Below are 24,565 nucleotides of genomic sequence, written 5' to 3'. Positions count from 1 at the left end.
ATCATGAAACGCACATTCGACTTCACGGTTAGCCTCATCGCCATCCTGATCCTACTTCCTGTTTATGCCGTCGTCGCCTTAGTCATCTATACGAAACTCGGACGACCGATTTTCTTCAATCAAGTCCGCCCTGGCTATAAGGGGGAGCTGTTCAAAATCTATAAGTTCCGTACGATGACGAACGAAACAGATGCCGACGGACAACTCCTTCCGGATGTGGACCGGATTCCAGCATCGCTCGAGTGGATTCGTCGCTTAAGTCTTGATGAGATTCCGCAGTTCGTTAACATCCTCCGCGGACAGATGAGTTTTGTCGGACCGCGTCCCTTACTCGCCAGTTATCTCAATCACTATACGAAGGAGCAGATGACACGGCACGACGTCTTGCCTGGTCTGACAGGCTGGGCGCAGATTCACGGTCGCAACGCAACGACGTGGCAGCAACGCCTCGAACAAGATCAATGGTATGCGGCAAACCATACGTTCCGACTCGATCTCTATATCCTGTTCAAGACGTTCAAAATGGTCATCTCATCAGAAGGAAACTCGACGGCTCACCAGACTAGTATGGGTGAGTTCAAGGGTCTCGACGGAGGTGTTCCCCATGATGTCGCTAAGCGATGAACGCTTGATTCGGGATCCACGGGAATGGGACGCGCTCGTCGCGAGCTATCAGCTCGATTGTTACTACGAACATGCTTACTTCGAACTCGCAAAAGAGCACGATGAGATTCCTGAATTATTTTATTATCCAACAGAGTTCGGAACGTTGATCTATCCGTACTTGCGGCGTCCGATTCCAGGCACACTCTTTGAAGACATCACGACGCCGTACGGCTACGGTGGTCCTTATTTCACAGGTATCTGGTCACTCGATCAGATTCGCGAAGCCCGCGCGCGATTCGAACAATACTGTCACGAGACCGGGATCGTCACCGAGACGGTTCGTTTCCACCCCTTGCTACACAACCAGGAACTCGGTCAACACTGGTGCCATCAAACGGATATCTTGCAGCCGACCGTGACACTCGAGCTGACGGATCCATTCGAGACGATCGAAAGTGGATTCTCGCAAATGACGCGACGCAATATCCGGAAGGCACGTCGCGAAGGGGTCACGATTCGCCTCGGGCGTCCGGAAGAGTACTCGGACTTCGCCCGTCTCTACCAGATGACGATGGATAAACATCAAGCCGATGCGCGGTATTACTTTGATCAGACCTACTTTGATCACTTCGCCGACGGACGGATTAAAAATGTCCTGTTGCTTGCCGAACAAGAGGGACGAATCATCGCTGGTTGCATCGTCTTAACGGGTCGCCAGTTCGCACATTATCACCTCGGTGCTTCAGATCCTGCCTACTTGTCGCTTCGACCGAATCACCTATTATTCGCGGAGATGATTCGCTGGGCAAAACAAGCTGGTCTGCAAGCGTTACATCTCGGTGGCGGAACGACACGATCCGATGAGGATAGCTTACTCGCCTACAAACGGTCTTTTGGCGAAGCGAATCGAACATTTTTCGGACTCGGGACATCGATTCTTGATACAACGATTTATGACCGGCTCGCACGACAAATCAAACGACAACATCCGGAAGTCGAGACGGGGAATTGGTTTCCGGTCTACCGGACGCCACTCCGTCAGCTGTCACCTCGAAGGGAGGAAACATCATGAAACACATCCCGCTCTCCATCCCGCACTTAAGTGGCCAAGAAGCACGTTACGTCACGGAAGCACTCGCGACGAACTGGGTCGCACCGCTCGGACCGAACGTCGACGCTTTTGAGCGAGATATGCGTGCCTACACAGGGGCTGGTGCAGCACTTGCGACGAGTAGCGGAACTGCGGCGATCCACTTGGCACTCGCGACGCTTGGTGTCACGACGGGGGATGACGTCTTCTGTCAGTCCTTGACGTTCATCGCTTCGACGAATCCGATTCGCTACGTTGGTGCTAGTCCCGTCCTGATTGATTCGGAAGAGGAAACATGGAACATGTCACCCATTGCACTCCGACGCGCGTTGATCCAGGCAGCAACGCGAGGAAAACTTCCGAAAGCGGTCATCGTCGTCCATCTCTACGGTGTCGCAGCGCAAATCGAGGAGATCGCCGCCCTCTGTGAAGAGTACGATGTCCCGTTGATTGAAGACGCAGCAGAATCACTCGGAACACGCGTCAACGGGCGGATGACAGGAACGTTCGGGACGTTCGGGATCTATTCATTCAATGGCAACAAAATCATCACGACGTCAGGTGGTGGGATGCTCGTCGCAAATGATCCAGCCTTGATCGAACGCGCCTTCTATCTTGGAACACAGGCACGACAACCGGTCCTCCATTACGAGCATACGGAAGTCGGCTACAACTACCGGATGAGCAACGTCGCTGCTGGGATCGGACGCGGACAGCTCGAAGTCCTCGATCAACGCGTCGATGCGCGGCGGAAAATCTTTGATCGTTACGATCGTGCCTTTGCGCCGAACGGCGTCACGTCGCAAGTCGAGCAGACCGGAACATTCGCCAACCGCTGGCTCAGTGCTTTTCTCTTACCTGGTGGTCAAGCGCAACGTGATGCAATGATTCGGACGTTGCAACAAGCAAACGCAGAATCCCGCCCGGTCTGGAAACCGATGCACTTACAGCCCGTCTATCGCGATGTACCATTCGTCACAGCAGAAGGGAATGATGTCAGCCGGCGCCTGTTTGAAGACGGCCTCTGCCTTCCGTCTGCTTCACAAATGACGTTCACCGAACAAGCCGTCGTCATCCGAAACGTTCGTCACGCCTTGCAGACGACCGTACGCCGGAACGTCCAGTCATGAATATATGGGAAGGGGACATCGTCATGCGCGATATGGAGGAAGCGATCCACGCACTCCGTCTCGCTGCGAACGGGAAGAATGAATTGACGGCCAATACCTATTTCCGCTGGCAACTGAACACCACTCATCCAAGCGTCGCGGAAATCTTGATGCTGTTTGGATCGTGGCAGATTGCCTTGGAACGAGCTGGCATCGGACAAGCCCGCTTGACGTTCACGAAATCGGAAATCATTGACGCTTTGCGTCAGGCACGGGAGGAACTCGATCCTTTCACGAGCGCGACGTACCGCGAATGGGCACAACAGAAGCAAGCACCAAGCCTGACGGATATCGTCCATCAATTCAACTCGTGGCAGCAGGCATTGTCAGAAGCAGATATCTTGAAGGAACGCGTACAGGAAATGGAACAACGGATCATCGAGTCACTACTTGAAGCGCAAGGTGCCTTGCCGGTCTTGACGAGCCAGACCTACACGAAGTGGGCGGCTGGTCAAAATCGTCCGACCGTCGCAACGATTGCCCGCCGGTACGGCTCTTGGTCGAACGCCCTGGAAATCATCGGGATCGAATTTCCCCGTAAACGCTGGCGGGAAGAAGAGGTACTAGACGTACTTGCTGCAGCCGCGCAAGAAACGGAAAATCTGACGATCGCAAGTTATCAACGGTTCAGTATCGGACGCGATGCACCGAGCATCGGTGTCATCACTGCCTTGTTCGGTAGCTGGCGCAATGCGTTGCTCATACTTGAGGCACAACGACCGTCCTGAATTCAAATCGAAGAAAAGGAGAATGGGTGATGAAGAAATGGAAATGGATCGTACTGACACTGACGGGGATTTGCCTGCTCCTTCTCTTCGGTTCAGGCGGATATGTCTATCATAAAGCGAGTCAAACACTTCAAGAGGTTCAAGTGCCGGTCAAGGCGAGCGTCGAGACAGAGAAGGCCGTCGAACAGAAAAAAGGACTCTCGTTTCTCTTGCTCGGCGTCGATCAACGGAAAAATGAGACAGGACGTAGTGACACGATCATCGTCGTGACGATTGACCCGAATACGAATAAGAGCCAGATGATCAGTATCCCACGTGATTTGAAGACAGAAATCATCGGTAATGGGTCGAATGATAAGATCAATCACGCGTATGCGTTTGGTGGTCCACAGATGTCACTCGATACGGTTAGTCATCTGCTCGATATCCGGATTGACTATTTTGCAGAGATCAATCTAGACGGCTTTACGGATCTCGTCAACGCCGTCGATGGGGTCACCGTCGAGAACGATATCGATTTTTCATACTATGAGATGCAGTTCCCTAAAGGAGAACTTTCACTGAACGGGAAGGAAGCGCTCGCTTATGCGCGAATGCGCTATGATGATCCACGCGGAGATTTCGGACGACAAATCCGTCAACGGCAAGTCGTTCAGGCGGTTGCTGATAAGATGACGGAGGACTTCTCGATTCGTCGCTTCAATGCCATCCTTGAAGCACTCGGGAAAAACGTTAAGACAAACGTACCGTTTTCCGTTGCTCGGACCGTCGCGACGGATTACCGGGATGCTTTACGAAATGTCGAGACCTTATCACTTGATGGGAAAGGTGGCATCGAATCGGACGGCATCTACTACTGGCATCCGACGGACAAGTCGTTAAAAGAAGTTCAGGCTCAACTGCAGGAAGCACTGGAATGATGAGAATAACGCGAAAAAACGACATCAGTTCTGATTGATGACGAAACGAACGCTAAAATCATCCTCGCTTTCCTCAGGCGGGAAATCAGCCGCGGCAGCTCGCACTACATGCGATTTGCCGGGTCTGATCCATCCCTGACGAAAGTGCTGATGGCACTTTCTTTTCCTGTAGGAGTCGCGGATGAATGATAGCGTTCTGTATACATCGAACGAAAAGAGGTCCGTTCCCAGAACATGATCGGGAACGAACCTCTTTTCATATTAGCGGCTTAATGCCTTGTATCTATTACGACGAGCGGATCGTCCGAAGCATCGAGAATTTCATCATCGTATAGAGGAAATAAACAACAGTCAGAATGGCAGCACCGCTCCATAACCACTGGTATGCCGAACTGAAGTAGCCGAACCGAAGACCAATTAGTGCCGGTACGATCAACGTCAACCAGCTCAAGACGAGGGCAACGCGGGCAGTGATTGCATCAATCGGGCGATTCATTCCCATTCCGAGGAAGAACAGGCTCCAGAGCAGTGCCCAGAACAACCAGGTCACACCACCGATGATGTCATTCGTCGTAAAGCTGACGAACGCATAAAACAAGGCGGCAATCGCGACGAACAAGGAAAACCAACCGACACCGCTCCCGTCGAGATTGAATAAGAACGTGATCCCGACGTACACATACGTAAAGGCAAACAGATAGATGCTCGCGTATCCGAACGTCAGGGCTGGATCACCTGCTGCACCGATGACGAGATAGGTCGCGATGAACGTCTGCAATAGACCAGTGATAAGGCTGAAGACACCCGCACTACGGAGATCGACTTTTCCGAACAAGGTCAAACTATTTAAAAAGAGCGCGACGCCCCCAAATAACAAACTGACATTTCCCACGTAAAACTCTCCTTCATTAAGACGTCAGACGTCTGATTCTAAACTTAACTCTAAGATGAATTCGTTTTCAGCGCAAGCATAATTTTAGAGGCGAAACGAAAAACAACCTGACTCCCGGAAAGGGAATCAGGTTGTTGATTAAAAGATCATTGGTTCAAGACAGAACGGAGTGTCGTCTCGGTTTGAGACAACGATCCTTTCAGTGTGACAAGACCATATCGCGTCGAGCCTTTTTTGATGAAGAAGACACGTGTGTAACCAGATTCCGGTGTGTAACCGGTCTTGCTCGCATAAACACGCGTATCACCTGGAAGTGACGTGTTCGTGTGATACCACGTCAATGTCCGTGCGTACGGTCCTTTGACAGTCGTCTGGTATGATTTTCGTCCACTGATCGTCATGAGCGCGCTGTACTTCGCATATGTATTCGCGAGTTTTTGCATATCAGCAGCCGTCGTGTAATGACTTGGATGATAGAAGCCATGTGGGTTCATGAAATGGCTCGCACTCATCCCGATTGAACGGGCGCGACTGTTCATGTACGAGACGAACTTCGATTCAGAACCTGCTGTCCGGACAGCGATCGCTTTTGCTGCATCATTACCAGAGCGGATCAGCATCCCGTTCAACAGTTGACGCATCGTGACTTTATCGCCAGCCCGGAAGCCAGCGACACTGCTACCTGCCGGAACGGATAACATCGAAGACGTCAGAGTGAACACTTGATCGAGCGTACCTTTACGTGCTGCTTCATCATACGCGACGATTCCCGTCAACAGTTTCGTCGTACTCGCTGGGTAACGACGGACGAAGCTTTCCTTCGTCAATTGATAACTTGACGATCCAAGCTTGAAATACCGCATCGATGCAACCGGATAACTGCCACTCGATGGTTTAGGGCTGCTCGTCGTCACTTTTCGGGCAACTTGGCTAGAGACGTAATAATAATTGACTTTCCCTTTGACCTTATACCAACCGTTCGAGTACGAGACTGCATTGAACTTCGAATTGTAGGATGCGAGTCGTTTGATATTTTTTGATGAGGCCGTGCTTGGTGATGTCCGGACGTTCGCTCCAGCTTTCGAGTAGACGACGATTTTGTACGTCTTCACGGAACTACTCGTTACTTTTTTAGCGACTTGGTTCGATAGATAACGATATGTACCTCCGTCCTTGATCTTATACCAGCCATTCGTATACGAGACGGCTGTGAATTTTGCCTTGTACGCGGCACGTCGGACGATTGTCGCAGACGAGGCTGTACTCGGCTTTGAGCGGATGTTCGCCCCAATCGTCGAAGTGACGACGACTTGGTAACTGGCTGCCTTTGCAGGTATGGCAGGAAGACATAAAGCGAACAATAATAAGAGCGTAAGACTAGTACGGAGCAAGCGCTTCATAAAAACTCATTCCCTCCTTGTTCAAATATGGTTTTATCATAAAACAAAAAAAGGAAATTCACTTCTTTTCAAAAAAAGGAATTCGAATCCTGTAACGAGCTGATTTCCATCTTTTCGTGTCAATTGACGTATCATAGGGAATGTAAGCAACAGAGGAAAAGGAGGAGTTCACATGAAATTAGCAGTCATTGGTCTAGGGGACATCGCACAAAAAGCCTACTTACCCGTCTATGCCGAACGATCCGATATCGAGGTGTATCTGATCTCGCGAGACGAGGAAAAAGCAAAACGATTGCAAGCGGCCTATCGCTTTGCAGGAACATACGCGACGTTTGCTGACGCCGTACAGGAGGGAATCGATGCGGTCATGATCCATTCAGCGACTGTCGTCCATGCGGAGCAGGCACGGCAAGCGCTTGAAGCAGGAATCGCCGTCTACGTTGATAAGCCGGTCTCGATGGAAATCGAAGAGATTCGTGAACTGACACGTTTGTCAGAGGAGAAACAGTTACCGTTCATCACGGGATTCAATCGACGCTTCGCTTCAGCGCATCAGCGCTTGCTTGAGGTCAACGATCCGAATCTCGTCCTCATGCAAAAAAATCGGACGTCGTTCATCGAAGACGCTAAGCCGTTTCTATTTGACGACTTCATTCATGTTGCGGATACACTGCGTTTCTTGACAGGACGCGGTGAGATTGAAGACCTACACGTCAAGAGTAAGCAGGACGCAAGCGGTCTGCATCACGTGACGATTCAATTCGTCTCAAACGGTATCACGGCAATCGGTGTCATGAACCGCAATAACGGTATCACGGAAGAACGAGTCGAGGTGATGGGACCGGAAGAAAAACGAATCGCAACGGACGTGACGACACTCGATCAATTGACGAAGCAAGGGACGCTTCGGTATCCGCTCGATAACTGGGAAGCGACGCTAAAGCGCCGTGGATTCGTCGGTATGCTGGACGCGTTTCTTCGGACGGTCAAAGGGGAACCGTCCGAATCGGTCGTAGCTTCTGATAGCCTCGCGACACATGAATTATGCCAACAGGTGTATGAGCACGTCCAAGCTGCGCGCTGAGTAAGAATCGTAAAAAATGCCGCTTTACTCGAGGGTATTCTCTCAGAGTGAAGCGGCATTTTAGCTATTACTTCTTTGATAGTTGTTTGAGTTGATAGATCCGCTTACCGCCGGGTCCTTCGAACGTCACGCGGAGTGTCGAACGGACGAAACGGTAACTGACTTGTCCTCCGGATAAACTGACACGAGCAGAGAAATCCGGTTCAAAACGAATGATTTCTTCGTCGTTTCGGAGTGCGTCGGGGAGACCGAACTGATCAAAGCGAAGTGTCGCGATCAAGGTATCTTGCTCATCAAAAGAGACATCGATGCGCCCGGTTCCATCGAACGGCTCGTCTTCGAGCGTGCTTCGCTCGACTTCGTACGTTCCTTCGAACTGTTTGACTTGTTGCAACGTCTCTCTTGCACTGAGGGCAATGGCTTCGGCTCGTTTTTGGACGGGATGATCCGCTGCGAGTTGAAGGCGTTCGATCGCCTCCGCCGTTTTTAAGACATCACGCAGTTGATAACCGGCAAGCTGTCGCTCAAGCTGAACCATCAGTCGAGCAGCCGGTTCATCGATGTCTTGTTTCGATTGTTCAACGGCGCGGGTGTAGGTTTGCTGTTCGAGCTGTTCTTGAATCTTGGATGTTTCGGGCGAACACGCCATCAGGAGACAAAGGGGCAGACAGAGGAGTACACGTTTCATGAGTTCACCTCCGTCCGGTTGACATCAATGATTTGGAGATGATCCGTATGCACTTTCAAACGATAATGGACACGGTAGGTCACGGGTCTCGACCCTTTTGCCGTCTCGATTTGATACGTTTCCTGTGTACGTAAACGATACGTAGCACCCTTTGACGTGAATTTTTGGAATGTCACGGCAAGAACACTTGGAGCGACAGGGGCATCAACGGCATTCGTCAATCGCTCGAGATGGTCGAACTCGGATTCGAACACCTTCAAGGTCGTAAACTGGATCGCGGAAAATGTCTCGATGGAATCGTATTTCTTCGAATACGTCGCAAGCTCTGGGATCGTTCGTGTGTATTGGCGGACGAAACGAAGAACATCATAGGACGTCGGAGGCCGATCTTTCGAATACGTTTGATTGTAAGCCGTTTGTTCATCGGACCATTCAGAAAGAGCGAGTGCTTCGACGCTAGGTGTCTGACCGGCTTCCGGCGAAACGGGATCTTTTAACGAATACCACAGGAAACCGCCTCCTCCGACGAGAAAGAGCAAAAGACAGGTGCTGATGAACCAAGTCCGTGAAGAGGACGGAGCAGGTGGTTCAGCTGGTCGTTCTTTCTTGATGACAGGATGTTGGCAATGAGAACAAGTCGTATCGTGTTGACGAAGTGGTGTACCACATAACGAACAGCGTTCCATGAAATAAGACCTCCTGTGTATGTAAAATGAAATGTCAGATAAGGTAATGGTAATTTGAAATTAGTATCATCGTAACATTAATTGGAAACGCAATCAAAACTTGATACGAGTTTTTTTAGGGGGAATGGACAGATGGGACGTCACTTGATTTTGATGGATGCATTCAAAGGGAGTATTTCTTCGAACGAGGCAGCAGAAGCTGTCGCCTCCGGGATCCGAGCGTATGATCCGACAGCGATCATCGATTCTTCGCCTGTTGCGGACGGCGGGGAGGGAACGCTCGATGTCTATCTCGCACTCGGATATGACGTGAAGACGGCGATGACGATGGATTTGGCAGGTCGTCCGTGTGAAGTAGAGTACGCTGTCAAGGGTACAGATGCCGTCATCGAAGTCGCGCGTATTTGTGGATTGCCGATGCGGCGAAGCGAGGATGATCCCGTCCGAATGAATACGCGTGGTGTCGGTCGTTTGATTGCTCAGTTACGTGATCAAGGAATCACGCAGATCCGACTGGCTTTAGGCGGGACTGGTACGACGGACGGCGGACTCGGTTTACTCGCGGAAGTCGGTTGTCGACTTGAAGATGCGTCGGGTGATCCGATTTTGTTTCAAACGAATCCGTTACTTGAGACGCATACTATTCAATGCCCAGCGTATCCTGTTCAACTGGAAGCGCTCGTCGATGTGACAGCTCTTTATCATGGTCCAGATGGTCCAGCTTATCTGTTCGGTCCGCAAAAAGGACTGCTTTTAGAAAACATCGTAAAGCTCGATCAGCAACTTGAACGGATCGAGCGGTTACTTGGACTAGAAAATGTTAAAGGAACTGGAGCAGCCGGTGGACTCGGGGGAGCGATCTATGCGCTTGGTGGCACAATCGTTCCAGGAGCCAAGACGATCCTGCAACATCTTCGCGTAGCAGAGCGGATGGAGCAAGCGGATTATGTTTGGACGGGAGAAGGACGCGTCGACCGTCAAAGTCAAATCGGTAAGTTACCGGGTGAGGTCACGCGGATGGCACAAGCAGCTGACATTCCTTGTCTGATCCTTGCTGGAATCGTCAAAGAAAACATGCCGCACGCACTCGATTGTCGCTCGATCCATGCCGGACAAGCAATCACGCTCGAGCGAGAACAGACAATGGCTCGTATGAGCGAACAAGCACGTAAGTGGCTCGAGGAACTTTCACAGAAACAGGGATGAAGTCGGAAAAGTTTGGGTAAATAACTGTATATTGCCATACTTTTAGAGAAGGTAGGTCATCGTATGATCAATCAATCGATTCAATTATCGTTTCGACAAGTCCGTGCACTGGTCGAACATACCCTGCTATTATTCAAAGAGCTCGATCAACAATTAGCAAACCGTGGATACGAACCGGTCCTCCCGGAAGTCGTCCAAACGGAACATGGTCTGAGCATCCATCAGACGAAGGAGAGTGCGGAGTCACTCGTGCCGCACTTTTTAACACGGACGTATGTCCGGCAACAAGAAAAAACGAACCAACATGGATTGCTGATCTCTGTTCAATATACGCATCCGCTCCATGAACGATTCGACCCGGTCGTCCTCGTCGGTGATGTTACGTTCAAGCAAGCGAAACATGCGCAAAAAATCTTGAGTGAAAAGCCGTGGCTCCTAAAATATGCTGCCTTTGAATCCACGATTGCGCAAGAGTTCGTTGCCGATGGTACACACTACACGACACAACCGATTGAAGAAATCGAAGAGCTGATCGTCTGGGGACATCCGTTCACGGAAATGCGCGATATCGATGACGTCAAACGATTGGCGGAAGAGATGATCAGTCGTCATCTGGAGCCGGGGACAACATAAAAATAAGCTTCCGTTCCTTCAAGAGAGAAGGAGGGAAGCTTGTTTTTTTAGACTTGAACGAGCAATCGTTCGATCGCTGCCGTTAAATCAGTTGGATTCGTTTTTGGAGAGAACCGCGTCACTTCTCCATTACGGGTCACGAGGAATTTCGTGAAGTTCCACTCGATGTCTGTTGCACCGTCCGTCGTTGGTGCTTGTGCTTTCAGTTCCTCGAATAACGGATGTGCTTGCTCACCGTTGACATCGATTTTCGAGAAGACGGGGAACGTCACGCCGTAGTTGACTTGGCAGAACGACTGAATCTCCTCGTCCGTTCCCGGATCTTGATTCGCGAACTGATTACATGGGAAACCAAGTACGGTCAATCCTTGCGAACGATAGTCTTGATGCAATTGCTCGAGTCCTTCGAACTGTGGCGTTAAGCCACATTTGCTGGCTGTATTGACGATCAGCCATGCTTGAGCTGGGTAGTCACTTAAGGATGCCGACGTTCCGTCGACGCGTTGAAATGAATGATCTTGTAACATATCGATTCCCCCTTTTTAAGTACTTCTCCAGTGTAACAAATCCGTTTTCTCGTCGTCTTCTATCGCTACTTGCGAGATGACAGAAACATCACAATCGGGTGTCAGCGGCGCTTTTTCGACGAATCTTTGTTACGATGAAAAGGAATATGGAAGGAAAGGAGAGATGCCACATGAGAAAAATGTTGAAACAATCGCGGTTCGTCATGATCGCGACGCTTTGTCTCGTCCTGGTCAGTAGTTGTATTACATTGCTGACGCTTGGGTTCGAACGCGATATTGTGATTCTTGTTTCTGGAGTGGTTGCCCTATGGGTGACGATGCTAGCTCCTTTGACGGTCCATGCCAAAATGAATCAGCAATCATAATCATTGTTCGTTCATGAAACCGCGGAACGATTCTCGCTAAAATGGAGCTCCTCCATTTTAGATGAAGGAATCGATTTCTGTGGTTTTTTTTCTTCTATAGCATAGGGCGGAAAAACGCTATTTTTCGAAAGTAAGTCATTAAAAAATCAGACTATTTTTTTTTCAACTTTTCTATTTACAACCTCAAACAATCGGAGTAATATCCATCTCATCAACGAACACTAACATGTTAATGCTTCGATCTCAAAGTACGCCGAATTCATGATTGAAGCGGGGGACCCAACCGTCACGACACGTGACACGGGGTGAATCCTTTCCGAACGGGAAAGGTAGGGCGAATTCCTAGGTATGCCCGAATCCGACAGCTAACCTCGCAGGCGTTTTAGGAGGGAACGACTCTTTTTCAGTATGCCAAGTTATCAAGGCGATGCTGGGGCCGTTTATTGCCTCACATCGTCTTTTTGTCGTGTTTAAATGTAAAAATATTGAATAATATGGGGGTAATTTCATAATGGGAGAGTTGTGGAGTATTGTACTGCTTGCCTTCTTTTTCGGTACGACGTTCGGAATGATTCATCTGATCGAGCGTGTCCAGTGGAGAGCAGGTGACCGCAAATGACATGGTTTTTACTGGCGACGGGCTGCCTCGTCTTCTTGTATCTCGGTTATTGTCTGATGTATCCAGAAAAATTCTAATCGCATAGGGAGAAAAGAAAAACATGTGGACTCAATTCATGATCCAATTTTGGATCCTACTCGTCATCGCACTTTGCGCGGCGGTCTTGCTTGGTCGCTACATCGGGATATACTTCGCACCTGTCGCAGAGCGTCGGGTCGATAAAATCGGTAAGGTCGAACGACGACTTCTGTTGTTACTCGGCGTCGATGAAAAGAGACACGATCAATCGTGGGTCGGCTATTCGAAAAGTTTGTTACTTGTAAATGTGTTCTTCTTCATCGGTGGTTATTTGCTACTTCGTTTCCAAGGCAGTCTACCGCTCAATCCGAACGGTGCTGTGAATCTCGATTGGTCGACAGCGCTGCATACGACGATCAGTTTCATGACGAACACCGATCAACAACACTATTCAGGCGAGGCACTCTCATATCTCTCGCAAACGTTCGTTCTCGGAACGATGTTGTTCGTCGCTCCGACGATGGCATTCACGGTCTGTATCGCTGTCATTCGTGGTCTTGCGAACAAACCGCTCGGTAACTTCTATGCCGACTTCGTTCGCTTCATCTTTCGGATCCTGATTCCGATTTCACTCGTATTCGGGATGGTCATGATCGTCTTCGGTGTACCACAGACGTTTGGTGGGGCGGTCAGCGTCACGACGCTCGAAGGAGCGAAACAATTGATTTACCGTGGACCGGTTGCTGCATTCGAAGTCATCAAACAGCTCGGGAACAACGGTGGTGGTTTCTTTGGTGTCAATGGTGCTCATCCATTCGAGAACCCGAACCAATTCGTCAACTTCATCCAGATGTTCTTGATGCTACTGATTCCGATGTCACTTCCAATCGCGTACGGCAAAATCATCGGTTCAGCGAAACAAGGACGACTGTTCCTCGGCGTGATGACGCTTCTCTTCATCATGATGACGGTCGGGATGGCAGGGAGCTTACTTGCGAATCCAACGGCACATGGTCAGGAATTACGGTTCGGTCAAATCGGAACGGCGCTCTACAGTTCGATTACGACGGCAGCTGAAACCGGAGCGGTCAATGCGATGCATGACTCACTCCATCCGCTCGCTGGATTGATACAGCTCGGCAACATGATGCTCAACATCGTTTACGGTGGAGCAGGTGCAGGATTCCTGAGCGTCTTGCTGTACGCCTTCGTCGCAGTCTTCCTAACAGGTCTCTTGATCGGTCGGACACCGACGTTCCTCGGAAAGAAAATCGAGACGTTCGAAGTGAAGATGATCGCGATCGCGCTACTCGTACCGCCATTCCTAATTCTCGTCGGAACGGCAATCTCGATGTATGTTGCACCAGGCGTTGCCGGCATCTCGAACCCAGGTTATCACGGACTGTCGCAAGTCTTGTACGAGTTCACGTCCGCGACGGCGAATAACGGATCCGGGTTTGAAGGGCTTGGCGACGCCAACGTCTACTGGAACGTCTCGACATCATTCGCGCTATTCTTCGGACGCTACATCCCATTGATCTTGATGCTTGCAATCGTGGGTTCGCTTAAAGCGAAGCCATCGGTTCCTCAAGATGAATTTTCGTTTAAGACAGATACACCACTCTTCGGAACAGTCTTCCTCGGTACGGTCGTACTCGTCGGTGCATTGACATTCTTGCCAGTGCTCGTACTTGGACCGGTCGCGGATTGGCTGACGATGTGAACAGGAGATAAAAGCATATGATGGAACGAATCATGCATCCGACGCCCGAGGAACACCAACCGAACGGGGAGCCGGAACACCAATCCAAATCAGCAATCAATGGCTCGATCGCGCGTCAAGCGACGATCGACGCCTTTAAAAAATTAAATCCCGTCAACATGGTCAAACAACCAATCATGTTCGTCGTCTGGATCGGTTGCTTGCTCGCAATCGGCTATACGATCTTCATTGACGAAATGCGTGGCTTTAACTTGACGGTCAGCATCATCCTCTTTTTGACGGTCTTATTCGCGAACTTCGCGGAGTCGATCGCGGAAGGACGTGGGAAAGCACAAGCGGACTCACTGAAAGCGTCGAAAGCGGACGTCATGGCCCGTAAACGTGTCGGACAACTGATTCAAAGTGTCTCGTCCGCAACACTCCGGAAGGGCGATATCGTCTTCGTCCGAGCAGGTGAGTATGTACCGGGTGACGGTGAAATCATTAAAGGTCTCGCTTCGATTGATGAATCGGCGATCACGGGTGAATCCGCACCCGTCATCAAGGAAGCAGGCGGTGATTTCTCATCGGTCATCGGTGGCACACTCGTCGTCAGTGACGAGATCGAAGTCCGAATCACGAGTAATCCAGGTGAATCGTTCCTCGACCAGATGATTGCCCTCGTCGAAGGCGCGAGTCGTCAGAAGACACCGAACGAACTCGCGTTATCAACGCTCTTGACGAGCTTGACGTTGATTTTCTTACTTGTCGTCATGACATTACCCGTCTTTACGAACTACCTTGGATTCGATCTTTCGGGTCCGATCTTAATCGCTTTGCTCGTCTGTCTGATTCCGACGACGATCGGTGGCTTGCTGTCCGCCATCGGAATCGCCGGAATGGACCGCGTTACGCGTTTCAACGTCATCGCGATGAGCGGGAAGGCAGTTGAAGCTGCAGGCGATATCCAAACGATCATCCTGGACAAAACGGGAACGATCACGTTCGGGAACCGGATGGCGTCGGAAATCACACCGGTTGGCGGATGCGCTACTGAGCAGGCGTTCGAGGGGGCAATCCTCGCCTCGTTCGCTGATGAGACACCAGAAGGACGTTCCGTTCTTGAACTCGCTGAACTTCGCGCAATGCCGGTGGAACAACACTGGTTAGATGGAGCGGAAATCGTACCGTTCCGCGCAGAGACACGGATGTCCGGACTCGACTTAAGAGATGGTCGCCGTGTACGCAAAGGGGCGGGACAAGCGATTCAAGAATGGGTCAAGGAACAAGGTGGAACGATTCCGAATGATTTGCAAGAGAAAGTAGATGCGGTCTCTCGTCTCGGTGGCACACCACTTGTCGTCGCGATCGACGCAACGATCCTTAGCGTCATCTATTTAAAAGATACGGTCAAACCGGGCATGCGGGAACGATTCGATCGTTTACGTGAAATGGGCATCAAGACGGTCATGTGTACCGGAGATAACCCGTTGACGGCAGCAACGATTGCCCGGGAAGCAGGCGTCGATGATTTCGTCGCGGAATGTAAACCAGAAGATAAAATCCGTGTCATCCAGCAGGAACAAGCAGCCGGTCACCTCGTCGCGATGACAGGAGACGGTACGAATGACGCACCGGCACTCGCTCAAGCCGACGTCGGTCTCGCAATGAACAGCGGAACACAAGCGGCGAAAGAAGCAGCGAACATGATTGATCTTGATTCAAACCCGACGAAGATCATCGAAGTCGTCGAAATCGGTAAGCAGCTCTTGATGACACGGGGAGCGTTGACGACGTTCTCGATCGCAAACGATGTCGCGAAATATTTTGCGATCATCCCGGCAATGTTCATGGTCGCCATTCCACAGATGGAAGTACTCAATATCATGCGTCTTGATTCACCGACGAGTGCGATCTTGTCTGCCTTGATCTTCAACGCGATCATCATTCCGATGTTGATTCCGCTTGCGATGCGAGGAGTCACTTACAAACCGATGACGGCGGATCAATTACTCGGTCGTAACTTACTGATCTACGGTCTTGGCGGTGTCGTCGTACCGTTCATCGGGATTAAAATCATCGATGTCTTGCTTGCAAGCATCCTCTAAGGAGAAAACGAATCATGAAACAAGCCATTCGTGTGACGGTCTTCGTCGCAGCGTTATGCGGGATCGTCTTTCCCGCTTTATTGACCCTGTTTGGTCAATTACTCGTACCGGATAAAGCTGAAGGTTCTTTAGTACAAGAAAACGGAAAATTGATCGGATCGGAATTGATTGCCCAGCCGTTCACGTCGAAACAGTATTTTCACGGACGTCCATCAGCGGTCGATCAATTAGCGGGAGCGTCTGCTGGGGATAACCTAGCAGCATCGAACCCGGAGCTTGGCACGAAGATGGCGGAATTACAGAAACAGAACCAAGAGGACGGCGCTTCGCTTCCGGACGATGCCCTCGTGACATCCGGTTCTGGCTTCGATCCGCACATCTCAGTCGATTATGCTTTGGTTCAGGCGAAGCGTATCGCAACCGCGCGCGACCTGTCGCGTGAAGAAGTGCGGAAGTTGATCACGAAGGAAGCCGGAACCCATGATTACGTCAACGTCTTGCGTTTGAACTTAGCGCTTGATCGGAGTAAGTCATGACACGAGGAAAGCTGAAGCTGTACATCGGCTCAGCTCCTGGTGTCGGAAAAACGTATAAGATGCTTGCCGATGCACGAACATTGACGCTTGAGGGTAAGGATGTCGTCATCGGTCTGATTGAGACGCATGGTCGAAAAGAGACGGCAGAGATGGTCGGGCAACTCGAACAAGTCCCGCTACTTGAAGTCGTCTATAAGGACAAGACATTCCCCGAGGTGAACGTGGACGCGATCATTGCCCGTCGCCCCGATATCGTACTGATCGATGAACTGGCGCATACGAATGCGCCAGGATCGGTACGAAAGAAACGCTATCAAGATGTCGCAGCATTGCTTGAAGCGGGAATCAATGTCTATTCGGCCGTCAACATCCAGCATTTCGAAAGCTTGCTTTTTAAAGTCAAAGAAGTGACGGGTGTCGAAGTGCGGGAACGCATTCCGGATCCGTTTCTCGGGGAAGCCGATGAAATTCTACTCGTCGATGTCACGCCACAGACGTTACGGGAACGACTCGAGCAAGGAAAGATCTATAAGAAGGAAAAGATTGAACAGAGCTTGAATTCGTTTTTTTCGCTTCAGAATCTTGCGAGCTTACGTGAGTTATCGCTACGTCAGGTCGCGGACGAAGTCGACGATCAAGTCTATCAATCACGCTTGTTGATTGAAAAGGATCCGGCGTCGCTACAAGAACGGATTCTCGTCTGTATCCAGCTCAACGACAATGCGCGGAAGTTGATCTATCGTGGCTTTCGGATGGCGAGTCGATTGAAGGCAGAACTGTATGTCCTAACGATTTTACCGGCAGCGGAAAATCAATTGAATACGAAACAAAAAGAAGTCTTAGCGATGGTACGCGAGAGTGGCTCCTTGTTCGGAGCAGAGGTGCTGATCCGGATTCAAGGCGAGCGCTCGATCGCCCAAGCGATCACGGCAGCTGCCAAGCATCATCGCATCACTCAAATCGTCCTCGGTCAATCTGCACGGACCCGTTGGCAGGAAGTCCGGCGTGGATCGATCATCAATGAAATCATGCGTCATGTCCGCGGGATCGATATTCAAATCGTTGCCGATGACATGGAACGCTAGGGGAGCCCTTCCGCGTAAATGCAGGGGTTCTCTTCGTATCATTCAAAGGTAACAGTGTTTCGTAGTATTATGGAGTACCATTCATATGAAGGCAGAGTGTAGTTTTTCTCTTAGCGAGAAAGATTGCACTTTTTTTGTTCATCTCGCATCGTTTTCCTGGGACAAGCATCGCGCCGCTTCACTTCGTTGCAGGGTCGCTCCTGCTTGTTTTTCCCTAGGAAGCGATTTCGAGTGAACAAATCGCATGGAGTGCGAGATGTCGCGGCTTACCTCCCGCCTGTGGAAAGCGAGGATGTCGGAAACGTCCGCCATAAAAACGAGAGTGACGTCATTTACTTTTCAATTTATAAATATTACGAAAAAGGAGTAGTCTTTCTCTATCAAGAGAAGAACTACTCCTTTGCGTGTATGCTTTTAACTATCCCTCAACGAGCGAAGACTGGAATATCGAAGGTTGCCGTATAGCTATCCATCTGTTGATAGAGTGAATAGATCCGTGATGTCTGTTTGACGGCCCATCCCATGTCTGTTGCGTACTGATGGCTACCAGGGCGCATCGGACTCCAACGCATTTTGTAAAGCGTATTTTGTCCATAGGCATTGTGGATGTACTTCGTGCTGATGAATTCAGCACCACCGACAATCGCGGCTTCCGGAGTGAACCAACCTTGGCTATACGCATAAGCAGCACCGGTGTTGATTGCATCGTAATCATACGCACCAATGCCGTACATGTTGTAGACTTTGCGTCCATTCCATGTCACACCCATTGCGAGTGTCGATTTTCCGTTACCTGTCTCAAGCAAAGCGTGGGAGATCAAGTAAGCTTCGTTGACGCTGTACTTTTGACCAGCATCGATAAACGCTTGACCACAACTACCGTTGCTACACTTGTTGAAGATTCCTTCGCCCTTCGTGACGTTCGCTAACATCTTATCGAGTGTCGCAGGTGTCGCACCTGTTGTTTTCGATAGATCAAGGAACTGATAGAAGTCTGAAGAATTCCGGTCGACCTTCAGTGGATCAGCAGCGTTACGGACGTCTGTTTCGAGTGCATTCAGCCACTGGATCGTCGAGTAATTCGTTGCGTTCGAATAGACACGTGGGTACGTCGTATAGAAGCCGCTGACGGATTGATAGACGCGAATCATCCGACCAGGCTGGAATTGACCATAGACGTGACTTGCTGTCGAAGCGCCTGAACGAATGTTGAGCGGTGTCGTCGCTGTGACAGTCGCAATCGTTCCATTGACTGGATCGAGTGCACCACCGAGACGGACGTAACCCGTGCTGACGTACATCAATTTGTTTTTGTAGATATCCGTTTGCGGAGGTGGATTTAGTTTCATCTGTGCGCTGATGAAACTATCGAACGTATACGGTGTCGCGACGGAGTTATAGACGTTTAATTTAGAAGAAGTCGTCACGAACGCCCCCTTATATGCATATCCACTTTTGCCATCGTAGGAAATCTTATACCAATCACCGATTTGACCAGAGACAGTGACGACGAGATTTTGAGGAATCGTCTTGATGACATTGTATGAGCTACCGACGTAAGAGCGTAAAGCAACGTTTGATGTAGCCCGTACGTACAATTTTTGTTTTGCTTCGTATTTGATTGATGACGTGTTTTGTCCGGTGCGGATATAACCCGTTTTGCCATCAATCGTTACTTTATGCCACGAGGTGTTCGTGTAGGACGTGATCAAAGAAGATGTGTAATAGACATTTCCGAACGAGAGTGTCGTGACAGTTGCTGCTTGATCGTCCGGTGCTTGTTTGACGACAAGTGATTGATTCGCCAAGAAACGTGCACCCGTAATCTTTTTCGTTTCCGTGTACGGTGTCAGTGTTGATTTTAAAACATAGCCGTTTTTACCAGCGTAGCTGATTTTTAACCACTGATCGAGACTACCTGTTACTTGAACGACGGCTGCTTTTGGCAGCTTCGTCACCGTCGCATAAGCTGAACCGGCATCCGACTGGAGTGTCGTATCCGTCGTTGCTTGATAGCGGTGGTTATTGACACTTTCGTATGTGACAGGTGAACCTTGATTGATTTGAATGTAACCGGTTTTCCCGTCAACCGTCAGACGATGCCATTGCTCCGAACGACCAGTCGTGACGACTTGATTTGTCGTGTAGACGTCTCCAGAAGAGAGGCGAACGAGAGTGTCAGCTGTGGCTTGGTGCGACGTTTTTACTTCGACGGTACGTCCAAGGCGATAAGAAGAAGATGGAATCGATTGCGCCATGACTTTTTCCTTAGCGTAACGCGAAGCGATATAACCTGTTTTCCCGTTGTACGTCACACGATACCAATCATTGATCATTCCAGTGACCGTGATGCTCGTACCAGAAGGAATCGTTTTGACGGTCGCGTAAGTGTTTCCAGCATATGAACGGAGGGGAGTCGAAGTCGTCGTCTGCATGACGATCCGGTCCGATTGATAACGAACGCTCTTCCCTTGACCGACAGGAATGTAGCCTGTCTTTCCATCCTTGCTCACACGATGCCATTGCTGACCGTTTGACGTCACGAGTTGTGTCGTGTAGTAGATGTCACCGCTCTGCAGTGTTGTCAGCGTGGATGCTTTTACATCTGGTGAAGATTTGATCGAAACTGCTTTTTCAAGTTCAAAGCGTGCGCCTGCAATTTTCTGCTTCGTTGCAAGCGTCGTAAAGGTGCTGGAAGCAGCATATCCCGTTTTACCGTTATAACTGACCCGGTACCAATTGCCGATCCGTCCAGAAATTTTGATGATCGTATTGCTCGGGATCGTTTGCACTGCAGCATACGATGGACCTGCATACGAGCGGATCGTTGTCGCGGCTGTCGTTTTCAATGAAAGGTTTGATTGTGATTCGTAAGCGATTGGTGTTGCCTGATTCGCTAATACGAAGCCGGTTTTACCTTCCTTCGATACTTGATACCATGTTTCACCGAGTGGATTCGTCACACGTGTCTTCGTGTAGTAGACGTTTCCAGCACTTAGTGTCGCAAGTGTTTTTCCATTGGTTGCAGGTGTCGTCTTGATGGCAAGTGATGCTGTCAACAGGAAGCGTGAAGACGGAAGCTTCGTCTTTTCTGTGTACTCTGCCAATGTAGCGGATAAGACGTAACCCGTTTTACCAGCGTATGTGACTTGATGATACGTTGCCGTCTTAGCGCTTGATGTGACAATCGTGTCTTTCGGAAGACTGGCTAAGCTATTCTTCGCTTCCGCTTGACTGTAAAGGGGTGTCACACTTTTCGTCTGATACCGTGTTTGTGGAATCAATGTCACACTTTGCTTTTCAGAAGAGGCGAACGCATCTTGATGCATGTAGCCTTTTTTCCCATCGTACTGAACGCTGACCCAGTCCTCGATCCGACCGACGATTTTGACGTCTTTTCCAGATGGAATGGTCTGAACTTTTGGATAACCTGTTCCAGCGTATTGGCGCAAGATATAAGCGTCGACCGTTCTTGACGTCGTGTTCGTCACCTTTTTATAGGCAACTGCTTTTGCGCCGGCAGCTACATAGCCCGTCTTCCCGTCATATTTGACGCGGTACCATGTTTCGCCATATGGATTCGTCACACGTTGTGACGTGTAGTACACATCCTCTTCGTTCAACGTACCGATCGTCGTTGCAGTATCCACTGCGGTCTTTTTGATCGGTGTTTTTTTGAGGACGAGGTAGCGCTGTCCAGAAACGGTTTGTTTCTTTTCATACAGCGTGAGGTATTTCGACGCGACATATCCCGTTTTTCCAGCGTATGTCACTCTTCTGAATGCTCCAGAAGCATACGTGGATGAAACGACAGTTCCGGTCTTGATCGTCAACAAGCGTTTCCGAGAAGATGCCGTCTTGTCGTACAGATAACTATCGGTAGACAGACGGTAGGTCGTCGCTTTCGTCGTCGCTGCTTCAGCTACTGGTAAAGATGTTAAAACGATGCTGAAAACGATGAGAAAGCTCGCGAACACCTTCAAGGTCTTCGAGAATGATGTCGTGTTCAAAGTATCTTTCCTCCTAGTAGATATTCGTCCGGATGGACGGAATCGGCTTCTAGGATGTCTAAGTCTAAGTTGTGAAATCTATTGCCTATCCTTACTATCGACAATATCGGATTTTTATGAACAAAATATTGAATTTTTTTGAAAAAAGGGGTCTGGTTTTTTGAAAAACCCTCCTGTTTTTTTAAACAAGAGGGAATATGGTCAGATGTTGAGACGAGCGAGGAGTTCCGTCAGATTCGTCGTTGGTCGTTCACACGAAAAATCATGACAGAGATAAGCAGTAGGTACGTTTGGTTCAGGATAATCTGCGAGCAGTGGTACAAGCGGTAGAAGGTCACGCTTCGTCCCAATCAACAAAGCGACTTCTGGCAAGCGCATCCGTTGCAGTTGATCGATTTCGATTGGAATCTCCGACTCTTCAGGAATCAAGATGATCAATTCCTTCGGTTCCATCTGCCGGTAGGTGAAAGTACTGACAAGTGAGGCAAAGCCTGTTGGTTGTTGCTCGACTTCCTCTACTAATGCCGAAAGAGCCCGTTCAGCACTTTCTTGATAGACGAGACGCCCGGTGAGGCGACTGAGCGTGAAGAAGACATGTAAGGCAACGCTGTTTCCGGCGGGTGTGACCCCATCATACAGATCAAGTGGACGAACGAGTAGTTCGTCGGAGTGTGAAGACGTCAGATAAAAATAACCATCCGCTGTTTGGAACTGTTCTTGTAGCACATCTGCAAGTGCTAAAGCCTCCTTTAGATGAAGTGCCCGTCGTGTTGATTGGAACAGTTCAAGATGTGCGTCGATCAAATACGCATAGTCATCGAGGAATCCGTGTCCGATTGCTTGTCCTTCGCGGTAATGAACGGCAAGTTGATTCTCCGTACGGACGAATCGTTCAAGCGACGTCATCGCACGCGTTGCGACATGAGTATAGTACGGTTCACCGAAGACGCGACCGGCTTTAGCGAATGTCGAGATCATCATCGCATTCCACGATGTCAACCGTTTATCATCACGAAACGGGCGCGGACGTTCATTTCGCGCATTGAGGAGAAGCTGGCGCTCGCGTTCGAGTTGCGCCGCTGTTTCAGCAGGCGACAAGTGAGCAGAACATGCGAATGCCTCAAGTGTTCGTCCTGTTCGATAAAAGACGTTCCGTCCTTCGAAGTTCCCCGATGGTGAAGCATGGTAGAAGCGCGGGAACAGTGCGTCTGGTCCGAGTAAGTCCGTCAGTTCAGCTACCGTGAACGTATAAAAATGTCCTTCGCCTCCTTCACTATCCGCATCTAGTGCAGCGTAGAAGGTGCCGTCCGGTGCAGACAACTCACGCTCTACGAATGTAAGTATTTCTTCTGTGTAGCGACGGAATCGAATTTGTCCGGTCACTTGGTACGTCTCGATGCATAAGGTCGCGAACCAAGCATTGTCGTACAGCATCTTCTCGAAATGAGGAATCTGCCACTCGGCATCGACCGTGTAACGGAACAGACCGTAGCCGACTTGATCCGTCATCCCGCCGTCACGCATCGCGATCAGCGATCGCATGACCATATGGAGCGCCGTCTCGTCTTCCGCGTATTGATAATAATCAAGCAAGAAACGAAGTAGGGCAGGCGACGGAAACTTCGGTGCCTCTCCGAATCCACCGTGTTGACGGTCGAATTGACGCATCGCCTGATCGAAGGTGTCATGAATGATCGATTCATTCCAATTATGGGTAGAAGTCGCAGGCTGCAATACATCGCGAAGCGTCTGCGACATGTTCTGACCGACTTGGGCGATTTTATCTGGTGAACGGCGGAATTGTTCGCTGAGCTGAAGCGTCACCTGACGAAAACTCGGACGATTGAACTGAGGTGTCTTCGGAAAATACGTGCCGATATAAAACGGTTGCTGGTCCGCTGTCATGAAGACGCTCAGTGGCCAGCCGCCTTGTCCGTTCATGACTTGAGCCGCCGTCATGTATACATGGTCGATGTCAGGACGTTCTTCCCGGTCGACCTTGATTGCGATGTAGCGTTCGTTCAAGAGTCGTGCCGTTTCTTCATCCTCAAAGCTCTCATGAGACAGCACATGGCACCAATGGCACGTCGAATAACCAATCGATAAAAAGATCGGCTTGCCGCTTTCTCGAGCGGCAGTGAAGGCGTCTTCGCCCCATGGGTACCAATCGACAGGCTGGTGAGCGTGTTGCAATAGGTAGGGACTCGTTTCATGGATAAGTCGATTCGGCATGATGGATTTCCCTCGTTTCTTCTATAGTAATGATTCCTCTTCACGATACTCGGCTTTTACGGCAGGTGCAACTCCAATTCTGAGACAGGAGAAAACGGTTTTTTAAAAGAAAAATTGACTTTATAAAAGAAAGTGTGATAGATTAATATAAGTCATGAATCGGGGATGATCACTCATGTGAGAATCTTCAATCCATATCATACAATTAAATCGACAGGTCAGGATTTTTAGACCGCTACTGACAAATGAGTCAGACATAAG

The 24,565-nt window shown here is 49.8% G+C and carries 20 protein-coding genes and 1 riboswitch; of the genes, 13 read left to right on the top strand and 7 right to left on the bottom strand.

Going from position 1 to position 24,565, the window contains the following annotated elements; translation table 11 throughout:
- Positions 1–3 precede the first annotated feature (3 nt).
- From ESP131_RS16160 to ESP131_RS16140, 5 genes are read left to right on the top strand one after another with little or no spacing between them, the layout of a single operon-like run.
- Positions 4–624 (top strand): sugar transferase, encoded by a 621-nt coding sequence (locus ESP131_RS16160; RefSeq protein WP_069940975.1) that lies wholly within the window; start codon positions 4–6, stop codon positions 622–624.
- Positions 605–1,678, top strand: a complete 1,074-nt coding sequence (locus tag ESP131_RS16155) for a lipid II:glycine glycyltransferase FemX (protein WP_047392918.1) — start codon at positions 605–607, stop codon at positions 1,676–1,678. Before ESP131_RS16160 ends, ESP131_RS16155 begins: the two co-directional genes overlap by 20 nt.
- Positions 1,675–2,826: an aminotransferase class I/II-fold pyridoxal phosphate-dependent enzyme gene (locus ESP131_RS16150; protein WP_069940974.1), complete on the top strand. Its 1,152-nt coding sequence runs from the start codon at positions 1,675–1,677 to the stop codon at positions 2,824–2,826. Before ESP131_RS16155 ends, ESP131_RS16150 begins: the two co-directional genes overlap by 4 nt.
- Positions 2,823–3,593, top strand: a complete 771-nt coding sequence (locus tag ESP131_RS16145) for a hypothetical protein (RefSeq protein ID WP_231925654.1) — start codon at positions 2,823–2,825, stop codon at positions 3,591–3,593. The genes ESP131_RS16150 and ESP131_RS16145 overlap by 4 nt, the downstream gene beginning before the upstream one ends.
- Before the next feature lie 29 nt (positions 3,594–3,622).
- Positions 3,623–4,513: an LCP family glycopolymer transferase gene (locus ESP131_RS16140; protein ID WP_029342623.1), complete on the top strand. Its 891-nt coding sequence runs from the start codon at positions 3,623–3,625 to the stop codon at positions 4,511–4,513.
- A 286-nt stretch (positions 4,514–4,799) separates the two neighbouring features.
- Here the strand turns inward: ESP131_RS16140 and ESP131_RS16135 are convergent, their stop codons facing one another.
- Together ESP131_RS16135 and ESP131_RS16130 are read right to left on the bottom strand one after the other, a co-directional pair.
- Complete coding sequence (locus ESP131_RS16135) at positions 4,800–5,405, bottom strand: AmiS/UreI family transporter (protein WP_069940973.1); 606 nt, start codon at positions 5,403–5,405, stop codon at positions 4,800–4,802.
- Between the two features lie 146 nt (positions 5,406–5,551).
- Positions 5,552–6,805, bottom strand: a complete 1,254-nt coding sequence (locus ESP131_RS16130) for an SH3 domain-containing protein (protein WP_069940972.1) — start codon at positions 6,803–6,805, stop codon at positions 5,552–5,554.
- A gap of 172 nt (positions 6,806–6,977) precedes the next feature.
- Here ESP131_RS16130 and ESP131_RS16125 point away from each other — a divergent pair, with 172 nt between their 5' ends.
- Positions 6,978–7,889, top strand: coding sequence for a Gfo/Idh/MocA family protein (locus tag ESP131_RS16125; RefSeq protein ID WP_069940971.1), 912 nt, complete (start codon positions 6,978–6,980; stop codon positions 7,887–7,889).
- A 67-nt stretch (positions 7,890–7,956) separates the two neighbouring features.
- Here ESP131_RS16125 and ESP131_RS16120 read toward each other — a convergent pair whose 3' ends face one another.
- On the bottom strand, positions 7,957–8,577 hold the full coding sequence (locus ESP131_RS16120) for a hypothetical protein (protein ID WP_069940970.1): 621 nt from the start codon (positions 8,575–8,577) through the stop codon (positions 7,957–7,959).
- The gene (locus tag ESP131_RS16115; protein ID WP_069940969.1) at positions 8,574–9,263 is read right to left on the bottom strand and encodes a hypothetical protein; all 690 of its coding nucleotides are present in this window, start codon (positions 9,261–9,263) and stop codon (positions 8,574–8,576) included. Before ESP131_RS16115 ends, ESP131_RS16120 begins: the two co-directional genes overlap by 4 nt.
- A 132-nt stretch (positions 9,264–9,395) precedes the next feature.
- Between ESP131_RS16115 and ESP131_RS16110 the strand changes: the two genes are divergently transcribed.
- Positions 9,396–10,469, top strand: a complete 1,074-nt coding sequence (locus ESP131_RS16110) for a glycerate kinase (protein ID WP_069940968.1) — start codon at positions 9,396–9,398, stop codon at positions 10,467–10,469.
- Between the two features lie 63 nt (positions 10,470–10,532).
- Positions 10,533–11,102, top strand: a complete 570-nt coding sequence (locus tag ESP131_RS16105) for a hypothetical protein (protein ID WP_069940967.1) — start codon at positions 10,533–10,535, stop codon at positions 11,100–11,102.
- A 47-nt stretch (positions 11,103–11,149) separates the two neighbouring features.
- Here the strand turns inward: ESP131_RS16105 and ESP131_RS16100 are convergent, their stop codons facing one another.
- Positions 11,150–11,629: a glutathione peroxidase gene (locus ESP131_RS16100; protein ID WP_069940966.1), complete on the bottom strand. Its 480-nt coding sequence runs from the start codon at positions 11,627–11,629 to the stop codon at positions 11,150–11,152.
- A gap of 170 nt (positions 11,630–11,799) precedes the next feature.
- On the opposite strand from ESP131_RS16100, the gene ESP131_RS16095 reads away from it, so the two are divergent.
- The 5 genes from ESP131_RS16095 (at position 11,800) to ESP131_RS16075 (ending at position 18,062) form a co-directional block, all read left to right on the top strand.
- Complete coding sequence (locus ESP131_RS16095; protein ID WP_029342614.1) at positions 11,800–11,994, top strand: hypothetical protein; 195 nt, start codon at positions 11,800–11,802, stop codon at positions 11,992–11,994.
- 241 nt (positions 11,995–12,235) lie between these two features.
- A riboswitch (cyclic di-AMP (ydaO/yuaA leader) is annotated at positions 12,236–12,389 on the top strand.
- 324 nt (positions 12,390–12,713) lie between these two features.
- A complete protein-coding gene (gene kdpA / locus ESP131_RS16090; protein ID WP_069940965.1) occupies positions 12,714–14,354 on the top strand; it encodes a potassium-transporting ATPase subunit KdpA in 1,641 nt (546 codons plus the stop codon).
- Between the two features lie 20 nt (positions 14,355–14,374).
- On the top strand, positions 14,375–16,441 hold the full coding sequence (gene kdpB / locus ESP131_RS16085) for a potassium-transporting ATPase subunit KdpB (RefSeq protein WP_442856559.1): 2,067 nt from the start codon (positions 14,375–14,377) through the stop codon (positions 16,439–16,441).
- A gap of 14 nt (positions 16,442–16,455) precedes the next feature.
- Positions 16,456–16,977: a K(+)-transporting ATPase subunit C gene (kdpC, locus tag ESP131_RS16080; protein ID WP_069940963.1), complete on the top strand. Its 522-nt coding sequence runs from the start codon at positions 16,456–16,458 to the stop codon at positions 16,975–16,977.
- Positions 16,974–18,062, top strand: a complete 1,089-nt coding sequence (locus ESP131_RS16075; protein ID WP_069940962.1) for a universal stress protein — start codon at positions 16,974–16,976, stop codon at positions 18,060–18,062. The genes kdpC and ESP131_RS16075 overlap by 4 nt, the downstream gene beginning before the upstream one ends.
- Positions 18,063–18,487: 425 nt before the next feature.
- On the opposite strand, the gene ESP131_RS16070 is transcribed toward ESP131_RS16075, so the two are convergent.
- Complete coding sequence (locus ESP131_RS16070; RefSeq protein ID WP_047392979.1) at positions 18,488–22,072, bottom strand: SH3 domain-containing protein; 3,585 nt, start codon at positions 22,070–22,072, stop codon at positions 18,488–18,490.
- Positions 22,073–22,273: 201 nt separating this feature from the next.
- The gene (locus ESP131_RS16065) at positions 22,274–24,304 is read right to left on the bottom strand and encodes a thioredoxin domain-containing protein (RefSeq protein WP_047392982.1); all 2,031 of its coding nucleotides are present in this window, start codon (positions 24,302–24,304) and stop codon (positions 22,274–22,276) included.
- Between the last annotated feature and the right edge of the window lie 261 nt (positions 24,305–24,565).

Source organism: Exiguobacterium sp. U13-1, assembly GCF_001750115.1.
In the GTDB taxonomy this organism is placed as follows: domain Bacteria; phylum Bacillota; class Bacilli; order Exiguobacteriales; family Exiguobacteriaceae; genus Exiguobacterium_A; species Exiguobacterium_A acetylicum.
The sequence above is the reverse complement of the archived record's forward strand: the minus strand, read 5'-3'. Positions and strand labels throughout refer to the sequence as shown.